The sequence below is a fragment of the Ornithinibacillus liuyingii genome (assembly GCF_055550225.1).
This window is the reverse complement of the sequence record NZ_JBPWOS010000004.1, coordinates 225,177-249,205: the sequence shown is the minus strand read 5'-3', so window position 1 is coordinate 249,205 and position 24,029 is coordinate 225,177. Positions and strand designations below refer to the sequence as shown.

Genomic DNA, 24,029 nt, shown 5'->3' with positions numbered 1-24,029 from the left:
TGATTTATGACTTAAGGGATTTTTCCCTTATGGACGAAATGGTGGATGTGACTGAAATTTGCTCTACGTCAGTTATTATTTCGATAACCGAAGGCGTATTACTATTCAATGCTTGAATCAACGCATTCTTAAACGCTTCAATGGTTGATACGGTATATCCTTGTGCACCCACAGCTTTGGCTAGCGCGGAGAACGAGACTTCTCCTAAATCAGTTCCAATAACGCGTGTCGGATAGTGGATCTCTTGATGCATTCGGATGGTTCCATAACTATTGTTATTAAACACAAGAGCAATTACTGGTATATTTTCTCGGACCGCTGTCTCCAGTTCTTGACACGTCATCATGAACCCACCATCACCAGAAAGTGATAAAACTGTCTTATTCGGTGATGCAAGCTTTGCCCCTATTGCGGCAGGTAAACCATATCCCATTGCCCCAGAAGTCGGCCCTATATACGTATCCTTTTCCGAGAAAGGATAGAAACCGTGTAACCATCCTGCAAAGTTGCCTGCATCATTTGTTATGATGGTATCTGATTCCAGCAATTCTACCATTGCATGAATAATATGCTTATTAATAGCATCTGACTCTGTAACTACTAAACTGCTAACCTCTCGAAAACGTTGATTACTTTCCTTAGCCCAATCTGACCAGCTGCGGTTAAGACCTACCATACGTAGTGATTCGATTGCCTTTTTCATGTCGGCTATTATGGCTAAGTCAGGCGGATATACCTTTCCAATCACCTCATGCTCGATGTCAATATGGATGAGCTTCTGATTGGCGGATAACAAGGTATAGTCTTGAGTTGTTACCTCGGAAAGTCTTGTTCCACATGCTAAAATCACATCTGCTTCCTGAATCGTTTGTATTACCTTCTTCGGAGTTCCTAGTCCAAGATGTCCCGCGTATAAAGGATGAGTATTTGAAAACACATCATGTCGCCTAAACGAGGCCACAACAGGAATTTGCCACGCTTCCGCCAAATCTACTAACTCTGCCTCTGCTTGTGATAGCTTTACCCCTCCCCCAGCAATAATGAGCGGTTTTTCCGCTTTATTAAGGATCTTTTCGATTGAAACAATTTCTTCTTTGGATGGGGAGGGCTTTGGTATTGTTATTTTGGGACCAAAAGACATCTCGACTTCTTGAGGGAGTATGTCCTCTGGTAAGGAAACAACTACAGGACCAGGACGACCTGACTGTGCAATTCGAAATGCTCGATCGATTAGTTCTGGTATTCTTTCAGGATCGCTAATCTCCACAGCCCATTTACTAATCGGTTTAAAGAAATGGTCGAGGTCTACTTCCTGGAATCCTTCCCGACCTCGAAACTTACGATGTACCTGGCCTAGTAAAACTACCATCGGGGTAGAGTCCTGAAATGCTGTATGAACACCAATGGATAGATTAGCCGCACCTACTCCTCTTGTAGCCAAGACAATTCCCGGCTTATGGGCAGCCTTTGCATACCCTTCTGCCATAAAGGATGCTCCACCCTCATGTCTTGCAGAAATAAGCTCTATTGATGACTCACTATAAAGCGCATCAAGTAGTGGCAGATAGCTTTCACCAGGAACACAAAATACTTTCGATATACCTTCTCTTTTCACACATTCTACGATTGCTTGTGCTGCAGTCATCTTTGTTTTTAATTCCATGTTCATGACGGTCTCACGCCCTTACTCGTAAATTCCTTTATTCTCCTAATCACTTCATCAATGCGTTCCAATTCTACCGATAGAGCAATCCGAATATACCCTTCACCAGAAGGTCCAAAAGCAGTTCCTGGTGTAACGATAATTCCAGCCTCCTCCAATAGCTTGTGAGCAAAATCTCCTGATAAATAGCCTGGTGGAATCTTTGGCCAAACAAATATAGACCCCCTAGGCTTATCAAGCTGAAAACCTGCATCAGTTAATCCTTTGTACATTCGTTCCATTCTTACTTTAAAGATTTCATTATGCTTTCTCACATCCGCTAAGTCACTCTTTAATGCGTGTGCTGCCGCCTTTTGGATGGATAGAAATTGACTAGTGTCGATATTGCTTTTATATGTGTGAAGCGCTTTGATCAATTCCTTATTCCCTACAACATAACCAATTCGCCATCCAGTCATATTAAAGCTCTTCGACAAAGAACCAAATTCAATTGCTACCTCTTTCGCCTTGGGGACTTGAAGAATGCTTGGTGACTTATATCCATCAAAGGTTACTAAATCGTAAGCAGCATCATGAATGACAGCTATTTGATTCTTCCTCCCAAATGCAACCGCTTCCACAAAGGTATCTAATTCGACTGTTGCCGCTGTTGGATTACCTGGGTAGTTTAAAAACATCAGCTTTGCTTCTTGTATATCCTCCGCTAACAATCGGTCAAACATTGGTACATAGCCATTGTCTATATCTAACGGCAGATATGTACTGTAACCACCAGCTAAATGGACTGCTGTCTGGTAAACCGGATACCCTGGGTCTGGAATAAGCACCCTATCTCCAGGATTAATGGTAGCCTGCATAAGATTGGCAATACCTTCTTTGGAGCCAATTAATGCTAAAATTTCGGTGTCTGGGTCCAACTCCACCCCATAATGGTTCTGATAAAAGTAAGCTACAGCCTCTCGAAATTCTTTACTTCCATCATAGGGTGAGTATCGGTGATTAGACGGATTTTGCACTTCCTCACAGAGTTTATCAATAATAAACTTCGGTGTTGGTAAGTCGGGTGCACCAATCCCTAAGTCAATAACATCCACACCCTGTGCCTTCAACGCTTCTTTCCTTTTTTGAAATCTGGAAAATAGATATGGTGGCAAATCCTTTACCTTATTGGACACATACATGGTTCTACCCATCCTTCCGTTTCAACATGCGAAATGCCATTTCATATATCTGGTATCAGTATAATCGTATTAATTAAAATTTTCAATTATTATTAAAAAACGAAATATTTTTGTTACAATAAAAATAGTAAGCGCTTAAAAAACAGAGGTGATTATTTTGGATACTAGTAGACAATATGCTATAACTTTAGATCATCAAGATCCATTGCAAAGGTTTCGAAAAGAATTCTATGTTACTAGAGATAAAATTTATTTAGATGGAAATTCCTTAGGTCTTCTTTCCAAACGCTCGGAACAGGCAGTTCTTTCCATTCTTGGTGCTTGGAAAAATGATGCCATTGATGGCTGGACAATGGGTAAGCATCCTTGGTTCTATTTATCGGAGAAAGTTGGAGAAGCATTTGCTCCGCTGGTTGGTGCTAAACCGGATGAGTTAATTGCAACCGGGTCAACTACTACAAATCTGCATCAGCTCCTAGCTAGTTTTTATAAGCCTGAGGGAAAGAAAACGAAAATTCTTGCAGATGAATTAAATTTCCCCTCTGATATCTATGCCATCAAAAGCCAGCTTCAGCTAAAAGGATTTTCTCCTGATGAGCATTTAGTGAAAGTAAAAAGTAGGGATGGTCATACTCTGACTACAGAGGATATCATCGCTTCGATGACCGATGATATTGCACTTATTATCTTACCGGGAGTTCTTTATCGTAGTGGACAAATTTTAGATATGCGGACCTTAACAGTCGCTGCGTGTGAGCGAGGTATTCCAATCGGTTTTGACCTTTGCCATTCCATTGGCTCCATCCCGCACTATTTATCAGAATGGAACGTTGATTTTGCTTTTTGGTGTACGTATAAACATTTAAACGGTGGACCTGGAAGTGTAGCTGGTATCTATGTAAACGAGAAGCATTTAGGAAGTGAACCTGGATTATCTGGCTGGTTCAGCTCGAAAAAGGATAAACAATTTGACTTAGAGCATCAGTTGACACCCGCCCCAACTGCCGGTGCATACCAGATTGGCACTCCACATGTATTGAGCTTGGCACCATTAATTGGGTCGCTAGAAATTTTCCAGGAGGCTGGTATCCAAGCTATACGTCAAAAGTCCTTAGCATTAACAGATTATCTCATAGCATTAATGGAGATGGAGTTAAGCGAATTTGGGTTTAAAATTGCTTCTCCTATGGAACATCTATCTCGTGGGGGACATGTATACGTAACCCATCCGAATGCTGCTAGTATCTGTAAAGCATTGAAGGATGCTGGAATTATTCCCGATTTCCGAAGCCCTAATGGCATCCGTCTCGCGCCAGTCGCCTTATATAATACATTTGAGGAAGTTTGGCAGACGGTTGAAGTGCTTAAACAAATTATGCGAGACCAAAAATATAAAAAATACGAGAATACTAGAGGAGTTATCGCGTGATGACAAAATGGATTGATATCACACAAACACTTACAAACGACATGGCTCACTGGCCAGGGGATCGCCCTTTTACATATGAGGTTGCCGCAACGAAGGAACAAACTGGCTCTGCTAATGTCGGAAAAATTACGACAAGTGTTCACATGGGGACTCATGTTGATTCTCCATTTCATTTCGACAATGATGGAATCACTATGGAACAAATTCCGATTGAGACGTATATAGGTAAAGCAAAAGTGATCGACGTAAGTTCCTATCATACTATTACCCCAGAAGTATTAAGGGACTATAATTTAGAGGATGTAGAACGTTTATTACTACACACTTCTTTACCGAATAATCCAAAGCGCTTTCCTGAAGAAATCCCGTTATTAGATCCAAGTATCGCAGCCTACTTGGCTAGTAAGGGTATCCTATTACTTGGAATTGATATGCCTTCTGTGGATCCAATAACTAGTAAGAGCTTAGATACACACCATGCTCTCTATAAACACGGCATCCATATTCTAGAAAATCTTATGCTTGATAATGTGTCCCCAGGCTTATATGAATTGATCGCCCTACCACTACGTATCGCTGGGGCCGATGGCAGTCCAGTAAGAGCGGTAATACGTCCTATCAAGGGGGATATGGCAAATGCGTGAAGACTACATTTGGGACTTTTATTCTGATGACTCTGGAGCATATACTGATTTTAAAGAAAAAATGACATATGGTGACTACTTACAGCTCGAAACATTACTAGACAGTCAGAAACGACTTTCTGATCATCATGATGAGATGTTATTTATCGTCATTCACCAAGTAAGTGAGCTCTGGCTAAAGTTGATGATCCATGAAATAGAGGCTGCAACAAATGCTATTCAAAACGGAGAGTATCAAGCAGCTTTTAAGATGCTTGCCCGCGTATCGAAAATTCAAACTCAAATTATCCATGCCTGGGATGTCCTCTCAACCTTAACACCAGCTGAGTATATGGAGTTTCGTGGATTTTTAGGTAATGCATCGGGTTTTCAGTCCTATCAGTACCGGCTAGTTGAATTTGTTTTAGGCTATAAAACACCACATATTGTAAAAATCTATGAAAAAGACCCTGTTTTACATAAACGACTAAAATCAGCCTTTGAGGCTCCTGGCCTTTATGACGTATCCATACAAGCACTGGCTAAAGAAGGCTTCCACATTAATCAAAGCATATTAGAACGTGATTTTTCCAGCAAATATCAACAGGATCCAACTGTTGCAGATGCGTGGTTAGAGATATACCGTAACAAAGATACCTATTGGAACCTTTATCAATTGGCAGAAAAACTCGTCGACATTGAAGACTGGTTCCAACAATGGCGATTCCGACATATGAAAACAGTCGAACGAATTATTGGGCATAAAACAGGAACCGGCGGAACATCCGGTGTTGGTTATTTAAAAAAGGTGTTAGATCATTATTTCTTTCCGGAATTGTGGGAAGTGCGAACAAAGCTATAATAAGAAAGGTTCACGGCGACCGGAGCTAGACCTTTGATTCAATTGTAAAAAGCTTAGAATGCCCTTCACTAGTTCCTTATTTCGGATGCCTAACGTACTCCATCGAGCACCTATAGAGAGGATTTACACTAATGGAATTCACCATTAATAACAATTATTTTAGCAAGGCTATTACAGAAGTTAGTCACGTAGTTTCTTCAAAGGCTACGCTTCCAATTTTAACTGGTATAAAAATGGAAGCAAAACCAGATTGTATCATACTTACTGGTAGCAATTCAGATATTCTTATTCAACGAACGATTCCACAAATCATTGATGGAGTACAGGTGCTAGAGGTTCATTCCATTGGTAGTATAGTGGTTTCAGCAATATATTTGCGTGAAATAATCAAAAAATTACCACGTGATATAAAACTGACCTTATCCGATAATCATTACATCACAATCCAGTCTGAAGATATTATGACTAGATTGAATGGAATCCGTGCGGAAGAGTATCCTCATTTACCAATGATTAATCAAACGAACCGGATCAGGATTTATAGTGATAAATTAATAGATGCCATTAAGAAAACTGTTTTTGCTGTTTCTAGGAGTGAGACAAAACCAGTCTTAACTGGCGTAAATCTATCTTTTAAACAGGATGAACTAATCTGTATGGCAACCAATTCTCACCGATTTGCACTATGTAAGCTGGGAATAGAATCGAATGTAACTGGTTCCTTTACCGTGCCAAGTGCCGCTTTACAAGAGGTAACCAAGTTATTTCATGCCAATTCTATGATGAATATCATTGTATCTGAAGATTATATGTTGTTTAAATCAGATAACCTCACTTTGTATTCCAGACTAATAAAGGGGCATTATCCTGATATGACAGCTTTAATTACACAGTCATCTAAAACTAATATTACTGTGGACACTAAGCAATTATTACAGGGAATTGATAGAGCTTGTTTGTTTGCAAGTGAAAGGAAAAACAATACGGTCCAACTAACTATAAATCATAGCCAATTAAAAATCTCTTCTAAATCTACAGAAGTAGGAAAAATAGAAGAAACGCAAAAGATTGGGCAATTAAGTGGCGAGCAACAAGTAAATGTTACTCTCGATGGAAGTTATGTAATAGATGCATTAAAAGAAATGAAAGAGGATGAGGTAAGTATTCGTTTCAATGGCTCTATGCGTCCTGTCATATTGGAACCAGTAGGAAATACCTCTCAGATTCATCTCATATCTCCTGTAAGGACACATTAAACAACTAGATACTGGATAAGTAGCGTTTTTTAAAGAAGCCGTTCAGTTTACAGCAAATACAATTATTGAAAATGTTAATAACTATCACAGCCGTCTTAAAGGTTAGATTAACCGTTTCAATGACGTGACAACAAAATACCTCCACCATTATTTGGGTTGGTTTAAATGTTTGGACATCATCAAACATCGTAATGACAATACAACTGTTAGTAAGATGCTTATTGATAGTAGTTTATTCTCAACTAAGATAACGTATAAAGAAACTTAGGGCATTAAGTTATGGGAATCAGGAGAAATGGTATGCGAGAGAAAAAGGTTCGAGGAATTAAACGGAAGTCTTATAAAATGATTGAACGAATTAAAGAAAATACTTTGGAGTTTCCAACAGAATTTTTCAATGGTTATTGGCATCTACACCTACCAGTTGCTCAGGACTTTATAAGTTCCAAAAAAACACCAAAAAAAATCAAACGATTATGCATTCAAACATTATTGGATAGAGCTGAACATCTAATGGGTTTGAAGCCAAATGACAAAGAAATTTATCGAGTAGTAGTTGCAGTTGATTTACCTGATTTATGGGGTTCGCAAATTATTGTATTTAAAGGTGACTCCCATTTTAAAGATTTCTTTAACAGAAACGACGAATATCAAAAGTGGCTTCATCTATCTGATGATAGAAACATTCAAATTGAATGGAGATTATCTGTTCCTAACGATTTGAAAATATCGGGTTTTAAAGAAGTAATTACTGATGAAGATGGATACCACTATGAGGGTGAAATTTGGTTTATCGGCGATTTAAAATAAATATAAAGAGGCCCGGGACATAACTAAAAGAATTAAATGTATAACCGAATAATACACGATACTAGCTCCGGAAATATACGTAGACTCCTGGGGAGGTTAGGCATAGGTGAGACCCCTAAAGAAGTAGCACGAGGAGGCTAAGGCAACCGCCCGGCGGTAAAGAAGACACTGCGAGGTTCTCTCGAGCAGATGTCGCCCCTGTGCCGGAAGCAACCGCAAGTATATTTCGGAGCGGGGTCTTTGCGTATCATTCGGTTTTTCCTTTAAGATAAATCCTTTTGTCCCGGCCTCTTTTCTTAATCAAATAAACAACAATATTGTTTAACAGAGCCTATTAATTAGAGAAACTAACACATTCGTTCGTCTTTTATCGAATGTGTTAGTTTCTCTAATGCTGACGGAAAAGTTATTTATACTTCCCTAGCTGAAAGCAAATAAACACTGGAAAGAGACGTATGGACTGGGTTGAGGTAAGGGGATTCTCACTCGCCGCAGATGCTCTGAGATAGACATGGCTGTTACGATATGCATGCTAAAATTAATATTTTCTTAACTAAAAAAGAAGATCCTTAAAGCAAAAAGAGCTTTAAAGATCCTCCTCAATCCGAAATAGTACTTTGTATTTTTGTTCATCAAATAAATCGGTAACATGAACTCGTTTTCCATGACCAAAAATAACCTCTGCATCGGTCATCGCGACTACCATTGCTTTTGTATTTTGCTCAACATCTAAAAAGACATCTCCAACAACTGGTTTTACGACATCTTCATCACTGTCGGTTAGGTACGTTATCGATTCATCTTGAATTTGCTGCTCCTCCGGTACTAAGCTTTTATCATAGTAGGCAATTTCTTGACTAGCATCCGCTTTACCAGGAACCATTACAACGTATTCATTATGTTTTACACCATTATCCCTAGTTGTCACAACATTACCGTCTTCCACACTAGCCACTTTTTCAATAGAATTTAAAGAATAATGGTCTAGTAAATCTGGTGCAGGCTTTGTAATTAATATGTAATCACCAGGATTAGGTCGTCTACTCTCGTCAATCGTGTATCGTTTTCCATAGAAAATAAATGTATCATTATGCTTTGGCTTATATAAAGTAATCTCATTAGCGCTTGTTAGGACTTGTTTCATATCTTTTAGTCGATATAAATGGACCGACTTTTTAAACATCGGTTTTACCGTATAAACTTTGTGCAATTCATTTTGATAAAAAACAAATTGACCTTTCCGAACCTGAAAGAGCTTCATCAGATTTTCCTCCTAAAATTATGAATACAATTTAAAATAACTATTCTTATCTTTTGTCACATGATAATATTTAAACATACTATCAACAAATTCAACGTACATTCTTATCCATATGCACGAATGGTAGGTCAGTATCCACTTTCCCTAAAATCCGTTTTAAATTTATTTGCTCTCCATTTAACCATTTTCCAAAATCAAAGATGATAGGTTCACGATCTCCACCTAATGCAAACCATGCTTTTAATTCTTTTGGAAAATAAGCAGAAGTATGTATTGTTCCAGACCAGTTTTGATATTGGTTTGAAAATACTCCTTTATCGGAATCATTCATCATTCGAAAAGCTTGATAGGCATTTGTTACACGGTGTTTCTGCGTTTCGATGGCATCCATTCGCTTATAGGAATCTACTAAATGATGACGATTTTCATGTGTCATGATTTCGAAATGATTCGTACAAACATTCGATCTGCGAACCTCGGTTCCCCGTGGTGTCGCCTCTACGATAAACGTTTCTCCAGACTTATCTAATACAATATAACTGAAGCTATGACGATGTGGGACTTCCTCCAACATATCTACTGCCTCTTCGACCGTTGCGCAATTTTCCAGAACCATCCTGCCAATCATATTACAAATAAAACCGTCGCCTGGTTTCTTACGATGCATGAAATTATAGCCAAGGCTTAGACCTTTTTCATTCATTCCATCCATTCTTCCGGTAATCCTTTGCGAGGGACCAATGACAGCATAGCCTTGATCGGTCGGTGAAAAAATCGTATACCTTCCTTCATATGTTTTAGGATGATAATCATAATTGCGTATCATATAATCTGTATCAGTAAAAATAGAACATCCACTTCGCTGATAATGTAGTCGGTATCCGCCAAACTCACGTAGCACCTCTTGCATATCCCATTGTAATGCGTCACGTAAACCGAGTAGCTCTTCCCAAATACCTGGTGCAAATGGAAGTATTGCTTCCTTTACTTCTTGTTCTTTAATAATAAAATGAGCTCTACGTATTTTCCAAATTCGTCTACGATTTTCGATGATTAAAGAATCTTTTAGCATCTCACCCTGTTTATAACCAAATTCATAATGGGTGCCACGGAATTGAATTATGTCGCTGTAAATTTCCTTCAATTTGATCATCCTTTTATGGAAATAGGATAGAATATAAACTCTATCTTGTGAAGCTTTTCTTACTTATTTTTATATTCTTCTACTAAAATGGATAGCTCTTCCCAGCGTTCCATCTTCTTGTTCAATTCTTCTTCAACCCTTTGCTGTTCGGCAAATAGTTTCTGGACCTTCTCCGAGTCACTTCCAGCTTCTAAAATGCCTGCTTCCAGCTCGGTAATCTTTTCTTCGAGTGCTGCGATTTGATCCTCGATTTCGTTCCATTCTTTTTGTTCCATATACGAAAGCTTCTTTTTTTGCTTTGGCTTCTGTTCTGCTTTTGTTTCTCTTACTTCCCTTTTTGCGGTTACCTGATGCTTCTCCAAGTACTCACTATAGTTACCATAGAACGGGCTTATTTTACCTTTTCCTTCAAAGATTAGTAATTTTTCAACGACGCGATCGAGAAAATACCGATCATGGGATACCGTTATCACAACGCCAGGAAAATGGTCTAAATATTCTTCCAAAACACCTAATGTTTGAATGTCTAAGTCGTTTGTCGGCTCATCTAGAAAAAGAACATTTGGCTCTGTCATAAGTACCTTCAATAGATATAGGCGCCTCTTCTCTCCACCGGATAGCTTGCGAATATAATTATATTGCTCAGACCGTGGGAATAGAAAGCGTTCTAGCATCTGTTCTGCCGTTATGACATCTCCTTCTTTTGTATGGATGACTTCAGCCGTTTCCTTTATAAAATCAACTACACGCATCTCACCATCTAGTTCTTCTTCCCCTTGGGTATAATAGCCAATTTTCACTGTATCACCAATAATTACTTCCCCATGATCTGGTAACAATCGCTTGGCCATTACATTTAAAAGAGTTGTCTTTCCTGAACCGTTTGGTCCGATAATACCGATACGGTCACCGGGAATAATAAGCTGGCTAAAATGCTGTATTAGCTGTTTTCCTTCGGTTGTTTTAGCTATATCCACTAACTCGATTACCTTTTTACCTAATCGAGTAGAACCAACCTGGAACTCGACATTGTTTTGATCTGTATGAAAGGTCTTTTCCTTCATTTCATGAACGCGATCGATTCTAGCTTTTTGCTTTGTTGTGCGTGCTTTAACCCCTGCTTTTAACCAAGCTAATTCACGCTTTAGAATATTAGCATGCTTTTGTTGATTGCTTCGCTCTAATTCTTCTCTCTCTGCCTTTTTCTCTAAGAAAATCTCATAGTTTCCTTCATAAGGATACAAATTTCCCTTATCCAGCTCAATTATTTTATTGGTTACCCGATTTAAGAAGTATCGATCATGGGTAACGAGTAAAAGCGCTCCCTTAAAGCTCTGTAAGTATTTCTCTAACCACTCTACAGTTTCATTATCGAGATGGTTGGTTGGCTCGTCCAGAATCAATAAGTCAGCTGGCTGAATTAATGCTTTGGCTATCGCAATCCGCTTACGTTGCCCTCCGGATAATTCGGTAACCTTTTTATTAAAATCGGTAATACCAAGCTTCGTTAAAATAGTTTTCGCTGTTGTATTAGCTTCCCAAGCCTCTAACTCATCCATCCTTTGTTGGACTCTCATTAGTGCTTCCTGGACTTTCGTATTCTCTGGATCCAGTTCTAACTTCTGTAGCGCCTTCTCGTACTCACGCATTACCTTCATAATGGACGCTTCACCATAGTAAATTTGTTCGATAACGGATAGATTCGGATCTAATTCTGCCTCTTGTGGTAAGTACTCAATCCGGTAATCCTTAGGATATTGAATTGATCCGGCATCTGGTGAATCAAGACCTGCAATTACTTTTAGAAAACTAGATTTTCCTGTACCGTTTACACCAATTAATCCAATACGATCATGTTCTGTAATCGTATAAGATATATTTTCAAATAAAACCTTATCACCATAAGATTTATGTATATTTTCAATCGTTAGCATAGCATGAGCCCTTTCTTGCCTCTCAAAGATTAATTTGATTTTTTTCTATTACGAATTATCTCCTTAACTAACAGTACAACTAGTAATAGAAGCCAGGATGTTACTAAATAGAAAATCATTTTACTCATTTGGTCCATATCCTGAACAAAAAATACCATTCCAACCCAAATGAAGGCGATGATCAAGATTTGGTAAATTAATGGTTTCATATTCAATTCCCCCTGTTACAATCCTATGTATAAGTTTACATTACTACAGGATATTTTACCATTTGTTCGGTGAAGTTCGAGTTCCAGAACAATATCTCATTACCTCATTTGAACAAGCTGTGAAGAATCCACGTGATTATCCGGCTTATTTCGTACATAATATAGGTAACATGTTTATAATGGGGGGAAATTCAGTGGTACTACAAAAGGGGAAAAAGAACTGTATAACAGATGTAGAGGGTGTACAAGTAGGACATAAGACATTATATGAAAAAGTGAATAAAGAACAAACCATCTGTACCGGAGTCACCGCTATCCTACCACATTCAGGCAATCTCTTCTATGAAAAGGTACGGGCTGGCTGCCATGTCATTAATGGTTACGGAAAAACAAGTGGGCTTGTCCAAGTGGAGGAGCTAGGCTTTATTGAATCACCTATTATGCTTACCAATACTTTAAGTATTGGTCCTGTCATGGAGGGTACCGTTACATATATGCTCCAACAGAATAAAGAAATAGGTACCTCTGCCGGAACATTAAATGTGGTCGTTGGGGAATGTAATGACGGCTTCTTAAATTCGATGCGACTTCAAGCTGTCCGACCGAATCATGCTATCGAAGCAATTGAAAATGCAAGTAGTAGTGCTGTTCAACAAGGTGCTGTAGGCGCTGGAAAAGGCATGATTTGTTTTGGGTATAAAGGTGGTATTGGCACAGCTTCCCGAGTCGTTACAGCGTCCAATGAAAAATACACGGTCGGTTGTCTCGTTCTTAGTAACTTCGGTGATAGTCAAGATGCATTATTTGCAAACTTCCCAAAGAAGAAAAACCCTAACTCAACAGATGGATCTATTATGATGATTATTGCGACAGATGCACCTTTATACGACAGGCAATTAAAGCGACTCGCAAAGCGTACTGCTGCAGGACTTGGCCGTGTTGGCAGCCATATGGATAATGGTAGCGGAGATATCGCAATAGCCTTTACAACAGCGAATCCCTCTGTTCATAATGTCAATGGTCACTTAGAGTCTATCACATACTTACGTGACGATGACCAAGCAATGAACCAATTATTTCAAGCTGTAGCTGAAGCAACCGAAGAAGCCATTATTAATTCGTTAAAACATGCAGAAACAACGGAAGGCCAAAATGGAAGAGTAATTGAAAAGGCACCACTAACGTAATGTGGTGCCTTTGGGCGTTTTAGGGTTACCTCGATTTTGTTAAAAACGACTTCGGCATATCTGACTTAAATAACATGAGCTGTCCAGTTACTGGATGATGAAAGGAAAGTATTTTGGCGTGGAGACCTAATCGACCAATTTCATTCGTTTTTGCTCCATATTTCTTGTCTCCAACAATGGGATATCCAATATCGCTTAAATGAACACGTATTTGATTTTTTCTACCTGTTTCTAGGTTCACTTCTACTAAGCTAAATTGTTTATTCGATTGGATTTTTCGAAAATGTGTGATTGCAAATTGTCCATCCTTATCTTGAACAGAGTACATTTTGTGAGTTTTACTTTCCTTCAACCAGGATTTTACGGTTCCTTCTGGCTTCTTTAATTCTCCTTCTACCAGCGCTACATAAGTACGCTCTTGAACTAGCTCCTTCCAATTATCCTGAAGCTTTCGTTTTACTTTCTCACTTTTGGCAAACATCATAACACCAGAAGTTTCCTTATCTAGACGATGTACAACAAATACACGATTTCTTGGATCACGACGTTTTACATAATCCATTAGCTGGTGTAACGCCGTGTTCTTCTTTTCTGTTTCCGTAGCGATGGACAATAATCCTGCATCCTTCTCAATGACAATAATCGAATTATCCTCAAATAGTATTTTCATTCCAATTAATGTACTTTCCTTCACCGCTACTTTATTTTTTAGTACACTAACAACTTGCCCGGGTTGAAGAGGATAGTTATGCTTTGTTTCGATATGGTCATCTACCTTTACTTGTCCCCGTGTTAGAATAGATTTTACAGAGTTTCTACTCCTACCTTCCATCTTCTGTAACAAAAAGGCCAATAATTCACTTGGTTCATTTACCTTAAAATTAAGTGTACCACTTCTTGTGGGCTTCGCATTTCTTCTATTCTGTGACATTCAACCATTCTCCTAGTCTTCATCTTTTACATCAATATCTTCCGGGATAGGGGTATTCAAGTATTCTTGAATCATCAGTCTATATTTTTCCACTTGTTCTAAATGGGTGGTGAACTGCGTTTTGTTTACTAGGAACTGTTCTCCATCATGTATGGCACGAATTTTTCCTTGTAGAACTAAAGACTTCACCTTCGCCTCATGCATGGATAAATATTCTGCTAGCTCTGGTATGGTAACATACAACGTAAACACCATCCTATCTTGTATTTATCACTAAAAGCGACTAACCAATCCTAACTTTACTAAGTTATTCAATAGTAAAATTTTCCTATGTATAATATAATTACCACATATCTTATTATTTATAGGGGAATCACATATATATGCAATTGGAAATAGATCATATTCAGATTCATTATCAATTATATAATACACGTAGTGAGCAATCCGAATATATCCTGTTGTTGCATGGGTTGGGACTAGATTTAACGATGTGGGAACCAATTATACCATATCTCCAAGATCATTTTAACATTATCACATTTGACATGAGAGGGCACGGTAAAACAAAAGCAGATACATCCGTGATTACTTGGGATACACTCATAGAAGATTTACATACACTTATTACTGCACTCAATATTCCTAAGTTTCACGCAGTAGGATTTGGAATCGGTGGGAATCTAGCAATAAAATATTTAGAACAATACCCTGAGAAGGTAGATAAGCTTATTCTGGCATCTGTTTATATGTATTTTCCAAAAGAAGTGACAGCAAAGCAGCTTCAAAAAAGAAAGCAAATGGTTACAGATGGAAAAATATCTGAACTAGCCAAAAACTTAATCCACCAAATCTGTCACAATCTCACACCAGAGAAAGAGTATTTATTAATGAAAGCCTATAATAAAGTTGATCAACGAACCTATTTTAATTTCTTTGAAATGCTAACCAAAACGGTTTCGTTAGAGGAATTAAAGGATATTGATCGAGAGGTTTTATTAATTCAAGGAGAGAAGGATCCACTCTTTCCCATTCAGCAAACTAACTTATATCAAACATACCTGCATAAATCAGCAAGCTATGTTGTTCCAAATGCATCTAACCTTGTTCCACTGGACAATCCATATACATTCACTACACTCGTATCGAATTTTATTAAAAACGGTTTATCCAATTCGTTTACTAATATAATCGAGCAAGAATTTATCAAAAATATCGACTACTTAATTTCCAAAAATTTCAATACTCTAGAGATAAACATAATCAATGGATTTTCAGTGAAATACCAAGGAAGAGAAATTACCGATAAGTGGAATCAGCGAAAAGCTAAAAATTTACTAGCTTATTTAGCCTATCATAATTCTACTTCTAGGGAAGCATTAATTAATGAGTTTTGGGGAGAAATTGATCTAGTTAGTGCAAAAAACAATCTACGTGTAGCATTAAATCATCTTAAAAGTATCTTACAAAATCACGGACTTGATTGTCACCTCAGTATCGGTCGCGAAAATATTAGCTTGGTAGGCGATATATCTTTCGACTTATTAAATTACATGCAATTACTTTACGGATGCGTTCTAGAAAAGGACCTTGAAAGGAAAAAGTCGATTTTTATCGAACTGATGAGCCAATATAAAGAAAGAATGTTCATTGATTTTTATGACGAATGGTTATTTGCTATTCAAGATGAAATTGATCAGCAATTAGATAAAATAGTAAGATCACTTAATTAGGAACTAAGGCGTACAAAAGGGTCTTATCCAACTAATAATAGGCTATGCTCATGCCCAAGATTTTTTTTACTTACGATTTCTTCCAACATATAGTCGACATCCGATTGGAGTGTATCCTTTGTATTTTTTCACAGCACAAGCTGGGGAGGTAGGTTGTATTTGTTCAACCTTTTATCCAACTTTTCCCCGAAGAAGTACGCTGCTACAGTCTATCAAATTAGAGGGATCACGGTGTTTTCCATCGTGCCCCTCCTTCCGCTACAGTCTACATGAGTGAATATAGTGTTTTATCCCGCTATTACTATTATCTTTATGATAGCAGGATCTGGTATTAATTCTTTGTTAACATTAATTTATTCCTTGACGCTCTCTATATTTATGAAAGCTTACTTCCGATACATCTAATGCATTACATAGGACTTCGATAGGATACTGCTTTTCTAAGACTTGGATTGCTTTATATTTTTCTTCTTCACAGTGAAGTAAAGTCTCTATGTATGTTTTTAAAGCTTCTACTTCCAATTTCAAATGCTGTAACTGCTCTTCAACCTTATTCTTCTCCAATGGCTTTGTTGTTTTTCTGATAGGTCTATCGAAGGCTTCAGGACCACTCTTTTTATATTTTTTGATCCATTCATAAACATTATCCCGATGCCTTATACCTAAATCAGCAATTACCTCTTGGACAGGTTGATCTTCTTCTAGAACTCGTCTAATAGCTTCTAGTTTTATCTCTTTTGTATATCTGCTATATAGTTGTCTTTTCTTAGTCAAAACCCATCACCCCTTACTACAAACACTACTCCCCCTAGTGTTTTACTTATTGATCATGACGTAAATTATTTTACAATATGCATCATTACACAATCATTACAAAATCTTCATGAAGCAGAACCTCTTCTAGCTCCAATAGCTCCTGGCCATTCTTCTAGCAATGTTTCTTTTTCTGTAATTTATATCTCCTCCCCTTCGTTGAGTTACCTATTTATACGTTTATCCTTTAAGAATTGTTTCAAGATAATGGAAATTTAGTAGTTAATTTTTTCCCAATCAAATAATTTACCTGGATCAACCTTTCTTCCCGGTGCATAATCCTCATGACCAATCACATGATTTCGACTCCGGGGAATAGTTGGATAACGCTTGTGGATATCATTTAGCAATCGGGATAGAGCTCTATACTGTACTTCTGTATAGCCTATAAAATCATCATGTAAGGAATCATAGATTTCTTCTGATACAAAGGGAAGCATTTCTTCCCGAGTACCAATCCCCATTAATTCAATTCCAATACTGTATTCATTCAAGCTATGAGGAAAGAATGGAAGGTACGGAAAGCTACTTCTACCAGCATGGAAGGCCACCCGATTCTCCGAAACTAGTTGATATATTTCACCATCTCGATTAATCAAATAGTGTGTAGACACGCCATATTCCATTAATAACAGATAAAGATCAACTAATTGGTAAGGATTTTCCGGATTAGCTACAACATTACTTAAAGAATGGATAACGATATGTGTAACCTCTTGCTCTCTAGGCATAGAATAGGCATATGGTAAATAGAGTTCCTTTATTTCTAGCCGAAGGGTCGATTCTTCTAACTCTAATGCAGATAATTTATAGGGAGAGGACCATACTAGTATCAGGAAAACGATAATCATTCTAAGATGTCTCATTTCACATCTCCTCTACTTTAATTCTTGCTATCAAACATTCCTTTTGTGATTCAAGTTAAAAAAGCTTACAATGTTCAAGGAAAGGAGATACCAACATGACAATAAACTACTCATTACCCAACGAAATAACAACATTAATAAAGGAAAAAAGAAGCCATTCTGATAAATTTCAAGATCTTATTAGACAAGGTGGGTATATGCCACCTAATAATGACCTGTTAATTGATGCAATTACTGCCCTTAGCATGGGCAAAAACGTATTATTAAAAGGTCCTACAGGAGCAGGAAAGACTAAATTTGCAGAAACCCTCTCTAATCTTTTTAATCAACCTATGTTTAGTGTGAACTGTTCAGTTGATTTAGATGCAGAAAGCTTACTCGGATTTAAAACATTATCTTATCAAGGAGAAAAACAAGTAATCGAATTTGTTCCTGGACCAGTTATCAATGCTATGACAAATGGAACATTTCTATATATTGATGAAGTAAATATGGCTAAACCAGAGACATTACCTCTTATTAATGGTGTGCTTGATTACCGAAGAACGATTACAAATCCGTTTACAAATGATGTGATTACAGCAAAAGACGGATTTGGTGTAATTGCTGCCATTAACGAAGGGTACATTGGTACTGTCCCCCTAAATGAAGCATTAAAAAATCGCTTTATTGTGTTAGAAATTCCATATATTGAAGGGGAGCAATTAGAGCAACTAATTAAGACAAATACTCAGTTAACCGATGAAAAACTGATTGAACGCTTTGTTAAATTGTCCTCCGATTTAATTCAAGCAGTTGTGCAAGGAAAGCTGTCTGAGGATGCCGCATCCATTCGCGCATTATTAGACGCGTGTGATTTAAGTGTCTTGATTCCACCAAAAAGAGCCGTCCTCCGCTCCATCGTGGATAAGTTAGATGAGGAAAGAGAAAAAGAGTTTGTGAAGAATTTAGCAGAAACTTATTTTTAGATAGGAGAATGCAAGATGCATGTCTTTAATGATGCAAGAGTCGATACCACTCTATTCTTACAGCTTCAAGATCTTGCTAACGTCTTATCAGGTGATGCTACGATTAAGTTCGAATACAACTTCGGTTCTATTGTAGATCTTATCGATTTTAAGCTCACTGCAAGTCGCTTTTGGGATAATACTAGTTATGAAATCAAAGAAGCTGGCTTAAAAACGGATGTCTATTTACGGGCTATAGGAACATTAAGACACTCGACCATTCCTGAAATGAATGCCTTTCTCGATCATATAACGGATTCACCCTTACCTAAATTCTCCTATCAATTGTTTGCTTTACTAGAGGACTTACGACTGGAGGAGATTATTAAACATGATCGACCTGGAACAACAAAAGCCTTTGCCATTCGTAGAGATGCATATCAGCACTACTTTTCTAGTCAGTTAATTGTGAATGCGACGAGAAGCTTTCCCTTGGATGAGCTTTTTTGTTTAATCTATTTGCAACTTGTATCAGACCGTCCAAATCCTTCCTTCCCTAAAGCAACAGCTGGACAGTTGCAGAAGTTGGAAGAATTAAAACCATACCTATTCCAATTATTTGAAGCTAGAAGTACAGCTGATACGACGAGAATAACTGAACAAATTGTATATCGTTTAACTGATTATAAAGACACACTGAATGAATACTTTGTTTTTCCAGTTAGTCATGTGGAACGGTATGAGAAAAATACTCTATTTGACGAACTGACAAGAACAGATTCATTAAATAACGATGATTTTGAAGAGTTGGATCAAGAGGAAAGTGAATACTTTGACCAGGAGTTTTCCACCTGGCATCGGGAAAATAAAAATGAAAACCGTAAGCAAAATTTCTTACAGTTCGAGTTAGAACAAGGGACAAATACAAGTATTCTAGGCGGTGGAGCTCGAGAAACAGAAGAGGGAGACCAGGCGATAGCATCTATTCAGGGGGCATCTAGCCAAAGCAAAGAGAACGATTACTCCGAAATGGAAGCACTGGAAAAGGATGAATCTTCTAAGCAAAGCGGAAAGACGGATGAGTTTGGTGAGGAAAACAAGGATGCTATAAAAATAGATAAAGAAGCTAGTACCCCAACACAAGAAGAAATAGAAGACTATCAACAATTTGTAAAGGATATTGAACCATACAAACGCAAATTAGCCAAAACAATTGAGAAAACGATTGAGCATAAAAAGAATGAACCACGACGTGATCTCGTTTTCGGTAGATTATCGAAGAAGCTTTTACCAATTATTACGGATGATAATCCAAGAGTCTTTTATAAGAAGAATGAAGATACGAATGAGTTTGATGCTGTATTCACCCTTCTCGTTGATTGTTCAGCATCCATGCATAATAAAATGGAAGAAACAAAGCGCGGAATAGTCCTCTTCCATGAGGTATTAAAGCATTTGAAGATTCCTCATTCTATCATCGGGTTTTGGGAAGATGCAAATGAAGTTAAAGAAGGCTATCAACCTAATTATTTTCACCGTATTCATACCTTTACTGATTCTTTTTATGAACAGAACGGGCCGAAAATCATGCAGTTAGAACCTGAAGAAGACAATCGTGACGGATTTAGTATACGAGTAATTTCAAAAGAGCTTGAGGCTAGAAGAGAAAAGAATAAATTCTTACTCGTTTTTTCTGATGGGGAACCTGCTGCTGCCAACTATGACCAGAACGGGATAGTGGACACGAATCTAGCTGTTTCAGAAGCTCGTAAAAAAGGGATTGAAATAATTGGTATGTTTTTAGCGAATGGTGAAATTGAAGAACGCGAAGACCATACTCTGCAAAATATTTATGGAAGAGAACGAGTGATGATTCCTAGTGTAGCGGATCTACCTGAACATTTTGCACCGCTATTAAAAAAATTACTACTTAAGACCATTTAAGCTGATAAGTTCCTGTAGGCTAAGTGAGACCCCTTCTTGAGGAGTCTCACAGCCCACTGGCACTATGGTAGACCTAGACCAGAAGTAGCTGAAAAATATAAATCTTACCCTGACTGATGATGCTATTAAGAAGACGATTCTAGCTCCCTGCCCCAGCAGGTTAGTAAACTTGTAATAGCTGTTTCTAGCTCTGATTCAGGTATCCCAGCGAAACCTAAAATAATTCTCGGAAATGAGCTGGATTGCTTTTCGATGGTATAGTTTGATAACGGATATATCTTAAGATGCGCGTCTTTTGCACGCTGGAATAGTTTATCCTCCTTCCAGCCATTCCTTACCTCTAATACAACATGAAAGCCAGATAAATCACTAATTATCTCGACCACATCAGAATATGGCCTTAACAGGTGCAATGTTTTTTCCATCTTTCTCCGGTAGACCTTACGCATGCGATTCAGATGTCTTTCAAAATCCCCTTCTTTCATAAAATGAGCGAGGATATGTTGATCAATTCTTGATACGGTACATTGAAAAAAGGACAATTCCTTCTGATATCGACTTAAGAGCGGCTTCGGTAATACCATGTAACTAATTCGTATAGATGGTATTAATGACTTGGAAAATGTACCTAAATAAATAACCTTCTCTCTCTTATCCATGCTTTGTAAGGATGGAATAGATTTTCCACTGTAACGAAATTCACTATCATAATCATCTTCAATGATATAACGGTCATCCCCCCCCATGGCCCAATTTAATAATTTTATCCTTCTGTTTGCCGATAGAACAGATCCATATGGGAAATGATGAGACGGTGTTACATACATAATATTGATTGGGGAAGCTTCTAAGGAGTCTACTATTACTCCTTGATCATCAACTTCTAATGGTATGACTTCATTAGGATAGTTTTTCAGAATACGAGAAATGACATGGTAGCCTGGGTCTTCTACACCGTACACAACGGATTGCCCCATTAATAAAATCAGCTGCTGCAGTAGTGTCTCAATGCCCGCTCCAAGAATAATCTGTTCTGGAGAACAGTGAACACCCCTTGCCTGATAGAGATAATGAACAATTTCTTCTCGTAGGATATACTCCCCTTGCCTATCTCCCATTAATAATAAAGATTGATTTGCTATATCAATACTATTTTTGGCATGCTTTCTCCACTTGGCATATGGAAAATGTTCTGTATCAATCCAGCTCGGATGAAAATCATAACGAATTTGCTCTTTGCTTTCGGCGGATTGGTGAAGCATGGGATTGATCTCTTGTACATATTCTAAGTCCTCCGAGGCTAAAACAAAATATCCTTTCCGAGGGACCCCTTCGACATAGCCCTCTGCAACTAATTGTTCATATGCAGTTTCGACTGTATTTTGACTAACCTTTAGAAATTCGGACAGCTTTCGTTTGGATGGTAATTTTGTATTATGTGGAATTTGACCATTCATTATTTCGGTTTTGATATAGGTATATAGCTGTTCGTACAATGGAACTACACTATCTCGGTTCATTTCACATGATAACATCTTCATCCTATCCCTCCATACTGGCATCATCAAATTATATAAAACTGACACTTTCAACAATGCCAACTAATTTTTATAATAAATTAAAATTCAAATAAATCAACTCATTAAACAGGGAGTGTTACGATTGGAAAAATTACTAGGCACAGAAACAGTAAAACGTGGAATGGCACAAATGCAAAAGGGCGGCGTTATTATGGACGTTGTTAATGCAGAGCAGGCTAGGATTGCAGAGGCATCTGGCGCAGTTGCAGTCATGGCATTAGAGCGTGTACCGTCTGATATTCGTGCAGCTGGTGGTGTAGCTAGAATGGCAGACCCTCGTATCGTTGAGGAAGTAATGAGTGCTGTAAGTATACCAGTAATGGCAAAAGCCCGTATTGGACATATTGTTGAAGCTAGAGTGCTTGAGGCTATGGGTGTGGATTATATTGATGAAAGTGAAGTACTTACACCTGCTGATGAGGAGTTTCACCTACTAAAGCGTGATTTTACTGTTCCATTTGTATGTGGATGTCGTGATCTTGGTGAGGCTGCAAGAAGAATTGCAGAAGGAGCCTCAATGCTTCGTACAAAGGGGGAGCCCGGGACAGGGAATATTGTAGAAGCTGTCCGTCATATGCGTAAAGTTCAAGCGCAAGTTCGTAAAGTGACTCATATGAGCGATGACGAATTGATGACAGAAGCGAAAAATCTAGGAGCACCTTATGACATATTAAATGAAATTAAGGAAGCTGGGAAACTACCTGTCGTTAATTTTGCTGCAGGTGGTGTTGCAACACCTGCCGATGCTGCTCTTATGATGGAATTAGGCGCAGATGGTGTCTTCGTTGGTTCTGGTATCTTTAAATCAGAGAATCCACAAAAATTCGCCAGTGCAATCGTCCAAGCTACTACCTATTATAAAGATTATGACCTAATCGGTCGATTATCAACAGAACTTGGTACTGCGATGAAAGGAATTGATATTTCAACACTTAGCCAAGAAGAACGTATGCAAGAGCGTGGCTGGTAAAAAGACTAATGTTTGCTAGGAAGGATGTGTCATAATGAGTAGGCTTGTAATTGGTGTACTTGGCTTGCAGGGGGCTGTAACCGAGCATATTAACCAAGTTGAAACTTCAGGTTGTAATGGGGTTATCGTAAAAAAGCCTGAACAACTTAAAGAGATTGATGGCTTAATTCTCCCAGGAGGAGAAAGTACTACAATGCGTAAACTAATTGAACGATACGGTTTTTTTGAGCCATTAAAACAATTTAGTAAACAGCGTAAGCCCCTGTTCGGTACTTGTGCAGGCATGGTCCTTGTCGCAAAAGAGCTTTCAGCATCCTCTGAAGCTCACTTACAGCTAATGGATGTGCGTGTAAAACGAAATGCTTTTGGTAGGCAAAAGGAAAGCTTTGAAGCAGTACTACCGATAAAAGGGCTTGACTTACCTTTTTCAGCTGTATTCATTCGAGCTCCATACATTGAGAAAGCAGCTCAGCATGTTGAAATTATCTCAACCTATGAAAACCATATTGTTGCAGCTAAACAAGATCACATTCTAGTTACTGCGTTTCATCCAGAGCTGACGAACGATACACGCATGATTGAAATCTTTATTGATATGGTAAAAAAATCGAAAAATACTGTCGCATTATAGCAAAAAAGACTAGTCTAAGTATTTGGACTAGTCTTTTTTGTGTTATGATTCGTTT

General features: G+C 38.1%; 22 protein-coding genes and 1 pseudogene. 12 read left to right on the top strand and 11 right to left on the bottom strand.

What is annotated here, in order from left to right; genetic code table 11:
• Window positions 1-4: 4 nt before the first annotated feature.
• Window positions 5-1,669 (bottom strand): thiamine pyrophosphate-binding protein, encoded by a 1,665-nt coding sequence (locus ACSKT4_RS07325; protein ID WP_465823116.1) that lies wholly within the window; start codon window positions 1,667-1,669, stop codon window positions 5-7.
• On the bottom strand, window positions 1,666-2,844 hold the full coding sequence (locus tag ACSKT4_RS07320) for an LL-diaminopimelate aminotransferase (protein WP_465823134.1): 1,179 nt from the start codon (window positions 2,842-2,844) through the stop codon (window positions 1,666-1,668). The genes ACSKT4_RS07325 and ACSKT4_RS07320 overlap by 4 nt, the downstream gene beginning before the upstream one ends.
• A gap of 157 nt (window positions 2,845-3,001) precedes the next feature.
• On the opposite strand from ACSKT4_RS07320, the gene kynU reads away from it, so the two are divergent.
• From kynU to ACSKT4_RS07290, 6 genes and pseudogenes are all read left to right on the top strand, one after another.
• Window positions 3,002-4,273: a kynureninase gene (gene kynU, locus ACSKT4_RS07315; protein WP_465823115.1), complete on the top strand. Its 1,272-nt coding sequence runs from the start codon at window positions 3,002-3,004 to the stop codon at window positions 4,271-4,273.
• Window positions 4,273-4,917: an arylformamidase gene (gene kynB / locus ACSKT4_RS07310; RefSeq protein WP_186868901.1), complete on the top strand. Its 645-nt coding sequence runs from the start codon at window positions 4,273-4,275 to the stop codon at window positions 4,915-4,917. Before kynU ends, kynB begins: the two co-directional genes overlap by 1 nt.
• Complete coding sequence (kynA, locus tag ACSKT4_RS07305; protein ID WP_186868902.1) at window positions 4,910-5,758, top strand: tryptophan 2,3-dioxygenase; 849 nt, start codon at window positions 4,910-4,912, stop codon at window positions 5,756-5,758. The genes kynB and kynA overlap by 8 nt, the downstream gene beginning before the upstream one ends.
• A 131-nt stretch (window positions 5,759-5,889) precedes the next feature.
• Window positions 5,890-7,014, top strand: a complete 1,125-nt coding sequence (gene dnaN, locus ACSKT4_RS07300; RefSeq protein ID WP_186868903.1) for a DNA polymerase III subunit beta — start codon at window positions 5,890-5,892, stop codon at window positions 7,012-7,014.
• Window positions 7,015-7,078: 64 nt separating this feature from the next.
• Window positions 7,079-7,282 (top strand): annotated as a pseudogene (locus ACSKT4_RS07295) (IS1595 family transposase); the annotation flags it as partial.
• A gap of 32 nt (window positions 7,283-7,314) precedes the next feature.
• Window positions 7,315-7,824 (top strand): DUF3916 domain-containing protein, encoded by a 510-nt coding sequence (locus tag ACSKT4_RS07290; protein ID WP_211742082.1) that lies wholly within the window; start codon window positions 7,315-7,317, stop codon window positions 7,822-7,824.
• Between the two features lie 586 nt (window positions 7,825-8,410).
• Here ACSKT4_RS07290 and ACSKT4_RS07285 read toward each other — a convergent pair.
• From ACSKT4_RS07285 to ACSKT4_RS07270, 4 genes are all read right to left on the bottom strand, one after another.
• A complete protein-coding gene (locus tag ACSKT4_RS07285; RefSeq protein ID WP_186868905.1) occupies window positions 8,411-9,085 on the bottom strand; it encodes a hypothetical protein in 675 nt (224 codons plus the stop codon).
• A gap of 91 nt (window positions 9,086-9,176) precedes the next feature.
• Window positions 9,177-10,229, bottom strand: a complete 1,053-nt coding sequence (locus tag ACSKT4_RS07280) for a C45 family autoproteolytic acyltransferase/hydolase (protein WP_465823114.1) — start codon at window positions 10,227-10,229, stop codon at window positions 9,177-9,179.
• 59 nt (window positions 10,230-10,288) lie between these two features.
• Window positions 10,289-12,163 carry an ABC-F family ATP-binding cassette domain-containing protein gene (locus tag ACSKT4_RS07275; RefSeq protein ID WP_465823112.1) on the bottom strand — a complete coding sequence of 625 codons (1,875 nt, stop codon included), beginning with the start codon at window positions 12,161-12,163 and terminating at the stop codon, window positions 10,289-10,291.
• Window positions 12,164-12,192: 29 nt separating this feature from the next.
• Window positions 12,193-12,372 carry a hypothetical protein gene (locus tag ACSKT4_RS07270; protein ID WP_186868908.1) on the bottom strand — a complete coding sequence of 60 codons (180 nt, stop codon included), beginning with the start codon at window positions 12,370-12,372 and terminating at the stop codon, window positions 12,193-12,195.
• Between the two features lie 194 nt (window positions 12,373-12,566).
• Here ACSKT4_RS07270 and ACSKT4_RS07265 point away from each other — a divergent pair, with 194 nt between their 5' ends.
• On the top strand, window positions 12,567-13,559 hold the full coding sequence (locus tag ACSKT4_RS07265; protein ID WP_211742083.1) for a DmpA family aminopeptidase: 993 nt from the start codon (window positions 12,567-12,569) through the stop codon (window positions 13,557-13,559).
• Window positions 13,560-13,584: 25 nt separating this feature from the next.
• On the opposite strand, the gene ACSKT4_RS07260 is transcribed toward ACSKT4_RS07265, so the two are convergent.
• Window positions 13,585-14,490 (bottom strand): RluA family pseudouridine synthase, encoded by a 906-nt coding sequence (locus ACSKT4_RS07260; RefSeq protein ID WP_186868910.1) that lies wholly within the window; start codon window positions 14,488-14,490, stop codon window positions 13,585-13,587.
• Between the two features lie 12 nt (window positions 14,491-14,502).
• Window positions 14,503-14,733: an excisionase family DNA-binding protein gene (locus ACSKT4_RS07255; protein ID WP_186869104.1), complete on the bottom strand. Its 231-nt coding sequence runs from the start codon at window positions 14,731-14,733 to the stop codon at window positions 14,503-14,505.
• Window positions 14,734-14,873: 140 nt separating this feature from the next.
• On the opposite strand from ACSKT4_RS07255, the gene ACSKT4_RS07250 reads away from it, so the two are divergent.
• Complete coding sequence (locus tag ACSKT4_RS07250; protein ID WP_465823110.1) at window positions 14,874-16,223, top strand: alpha/beta fold hydrolase; 1,350 nt, start codon at window positions 14,874-14,876, stop codon at window positions 16,221-16,223.
• Window positions 16,224-16,571: 348 nt separating this feature from the next.
• On the opposite strand, the gene ACSKT4_RS07245 is transcribed toward ACSKT4_RS07250, so the two are convergent.
• Together ACSKT4_RS07245 and ACSKT4_RS07240 are read right to left on the bottom strand one after the other, a co-directional pair.
• Complete coding sequence (locus tag ACSKT4_RS07245; RefSeq protein WP_186868912.1) at window positions 16,572-16,997, bottom strand: transposase; 426 nt, start codon at window positions 16,995-16,997, stop codon at window positions 16,572-16,574.
• Between the two features lie 254 nt (window positions 16,998-17,251).
• Entirely contained in the window at window positions 17,252-17,902 is a 651-nt protein-coding gene (locus tag ACSKT4_RS07240; RefSeq protein ID WP_186868913.1) for an N-acetylmuramoyl-L-alanine amidase, read from the bottom strand.
• Between the two features lie 95 nt (window positions 17,903-17,997).
• Between ACSKT4_RS07240 and ACSKT4_RS07235 the strand changes: the two genes are divergently transcribed.
• Both ACSKT4_RS07235 and ACSKT4_RS07230 read left to right on the top strand, forming a co-directional pair.
• On the top strand, window positions 17,998-18,870 hold the full coding sequence (locus tag ACSKT4_RS07235) for an AAA family ATPase (RefSeq protein ID WP_186868914.1): 873 nt from the start codon (window positions 17,998-18,000) through the stop codon (window positions 18,868-18,870).
• Between the two features lie 15 nt (window positions 18,871-18,885).
• On the top strand, window positions 18,886-20,793 hold the full coding sequence (locus ACSKT4_RS07230; RefSeq protein ID WP_186868915.1) for a vWA domain-containing protein: 1,908 nt from the start codon (window positions 18,886-18,888) through the stop codon (window positions 20,791-20,793).
• A 125-nt stretch (window positions 20,794-20,918) separates the two neighbouring features.
• Here ACSKT4_RS07230 and pdxR read toward each other — a convergent pair whose 3' ends face one another.
• Window positions 20,919-22,334, bottom strand: a complete 1,416-nt coding sequence (pdxR, locus tag ACSKT4_RS07225) for a MocR-like pyridoxine biosynthesis transcription factor PdxR (protein ID WP_186868916.1) — start codon at window positions 22,332-22,334, stop codon at window positions 20,919-20,921.
• 121 nt (window positions 22,335-22,455) lie between these two features.
• Between pdxR and pdxS the strand changes: the two genes are divergently transcribed.
• Entirely contained in the window at window positions 22,456-23,343 is an 888-nt protein-coding gene (pdxS, locus tag ACSKT4_RS07220; RefSeq protein ID WP_186868917.1) for a pyridoxal 5'-phosphate synthase lyase subunit PdxS, read from the top strand.
• 34 nt (window positions 23,344-23,377) lie between these two features.
• Window positions 23,378-23,974, top strand: a complete 597-nt coding sequence (pdxT, locus tag ACSKT4_RS07215; RefSeq protein WP_186868918.1) for a pyridoxal 5'-phosphate synthase glutaminase subunit PdxT — start codon at window positions 23,378-23,380, stop codon at window positions 23,972-23,974.
• Window positions 23,975-24,029 lie beyond the last annotated feature (55 nt).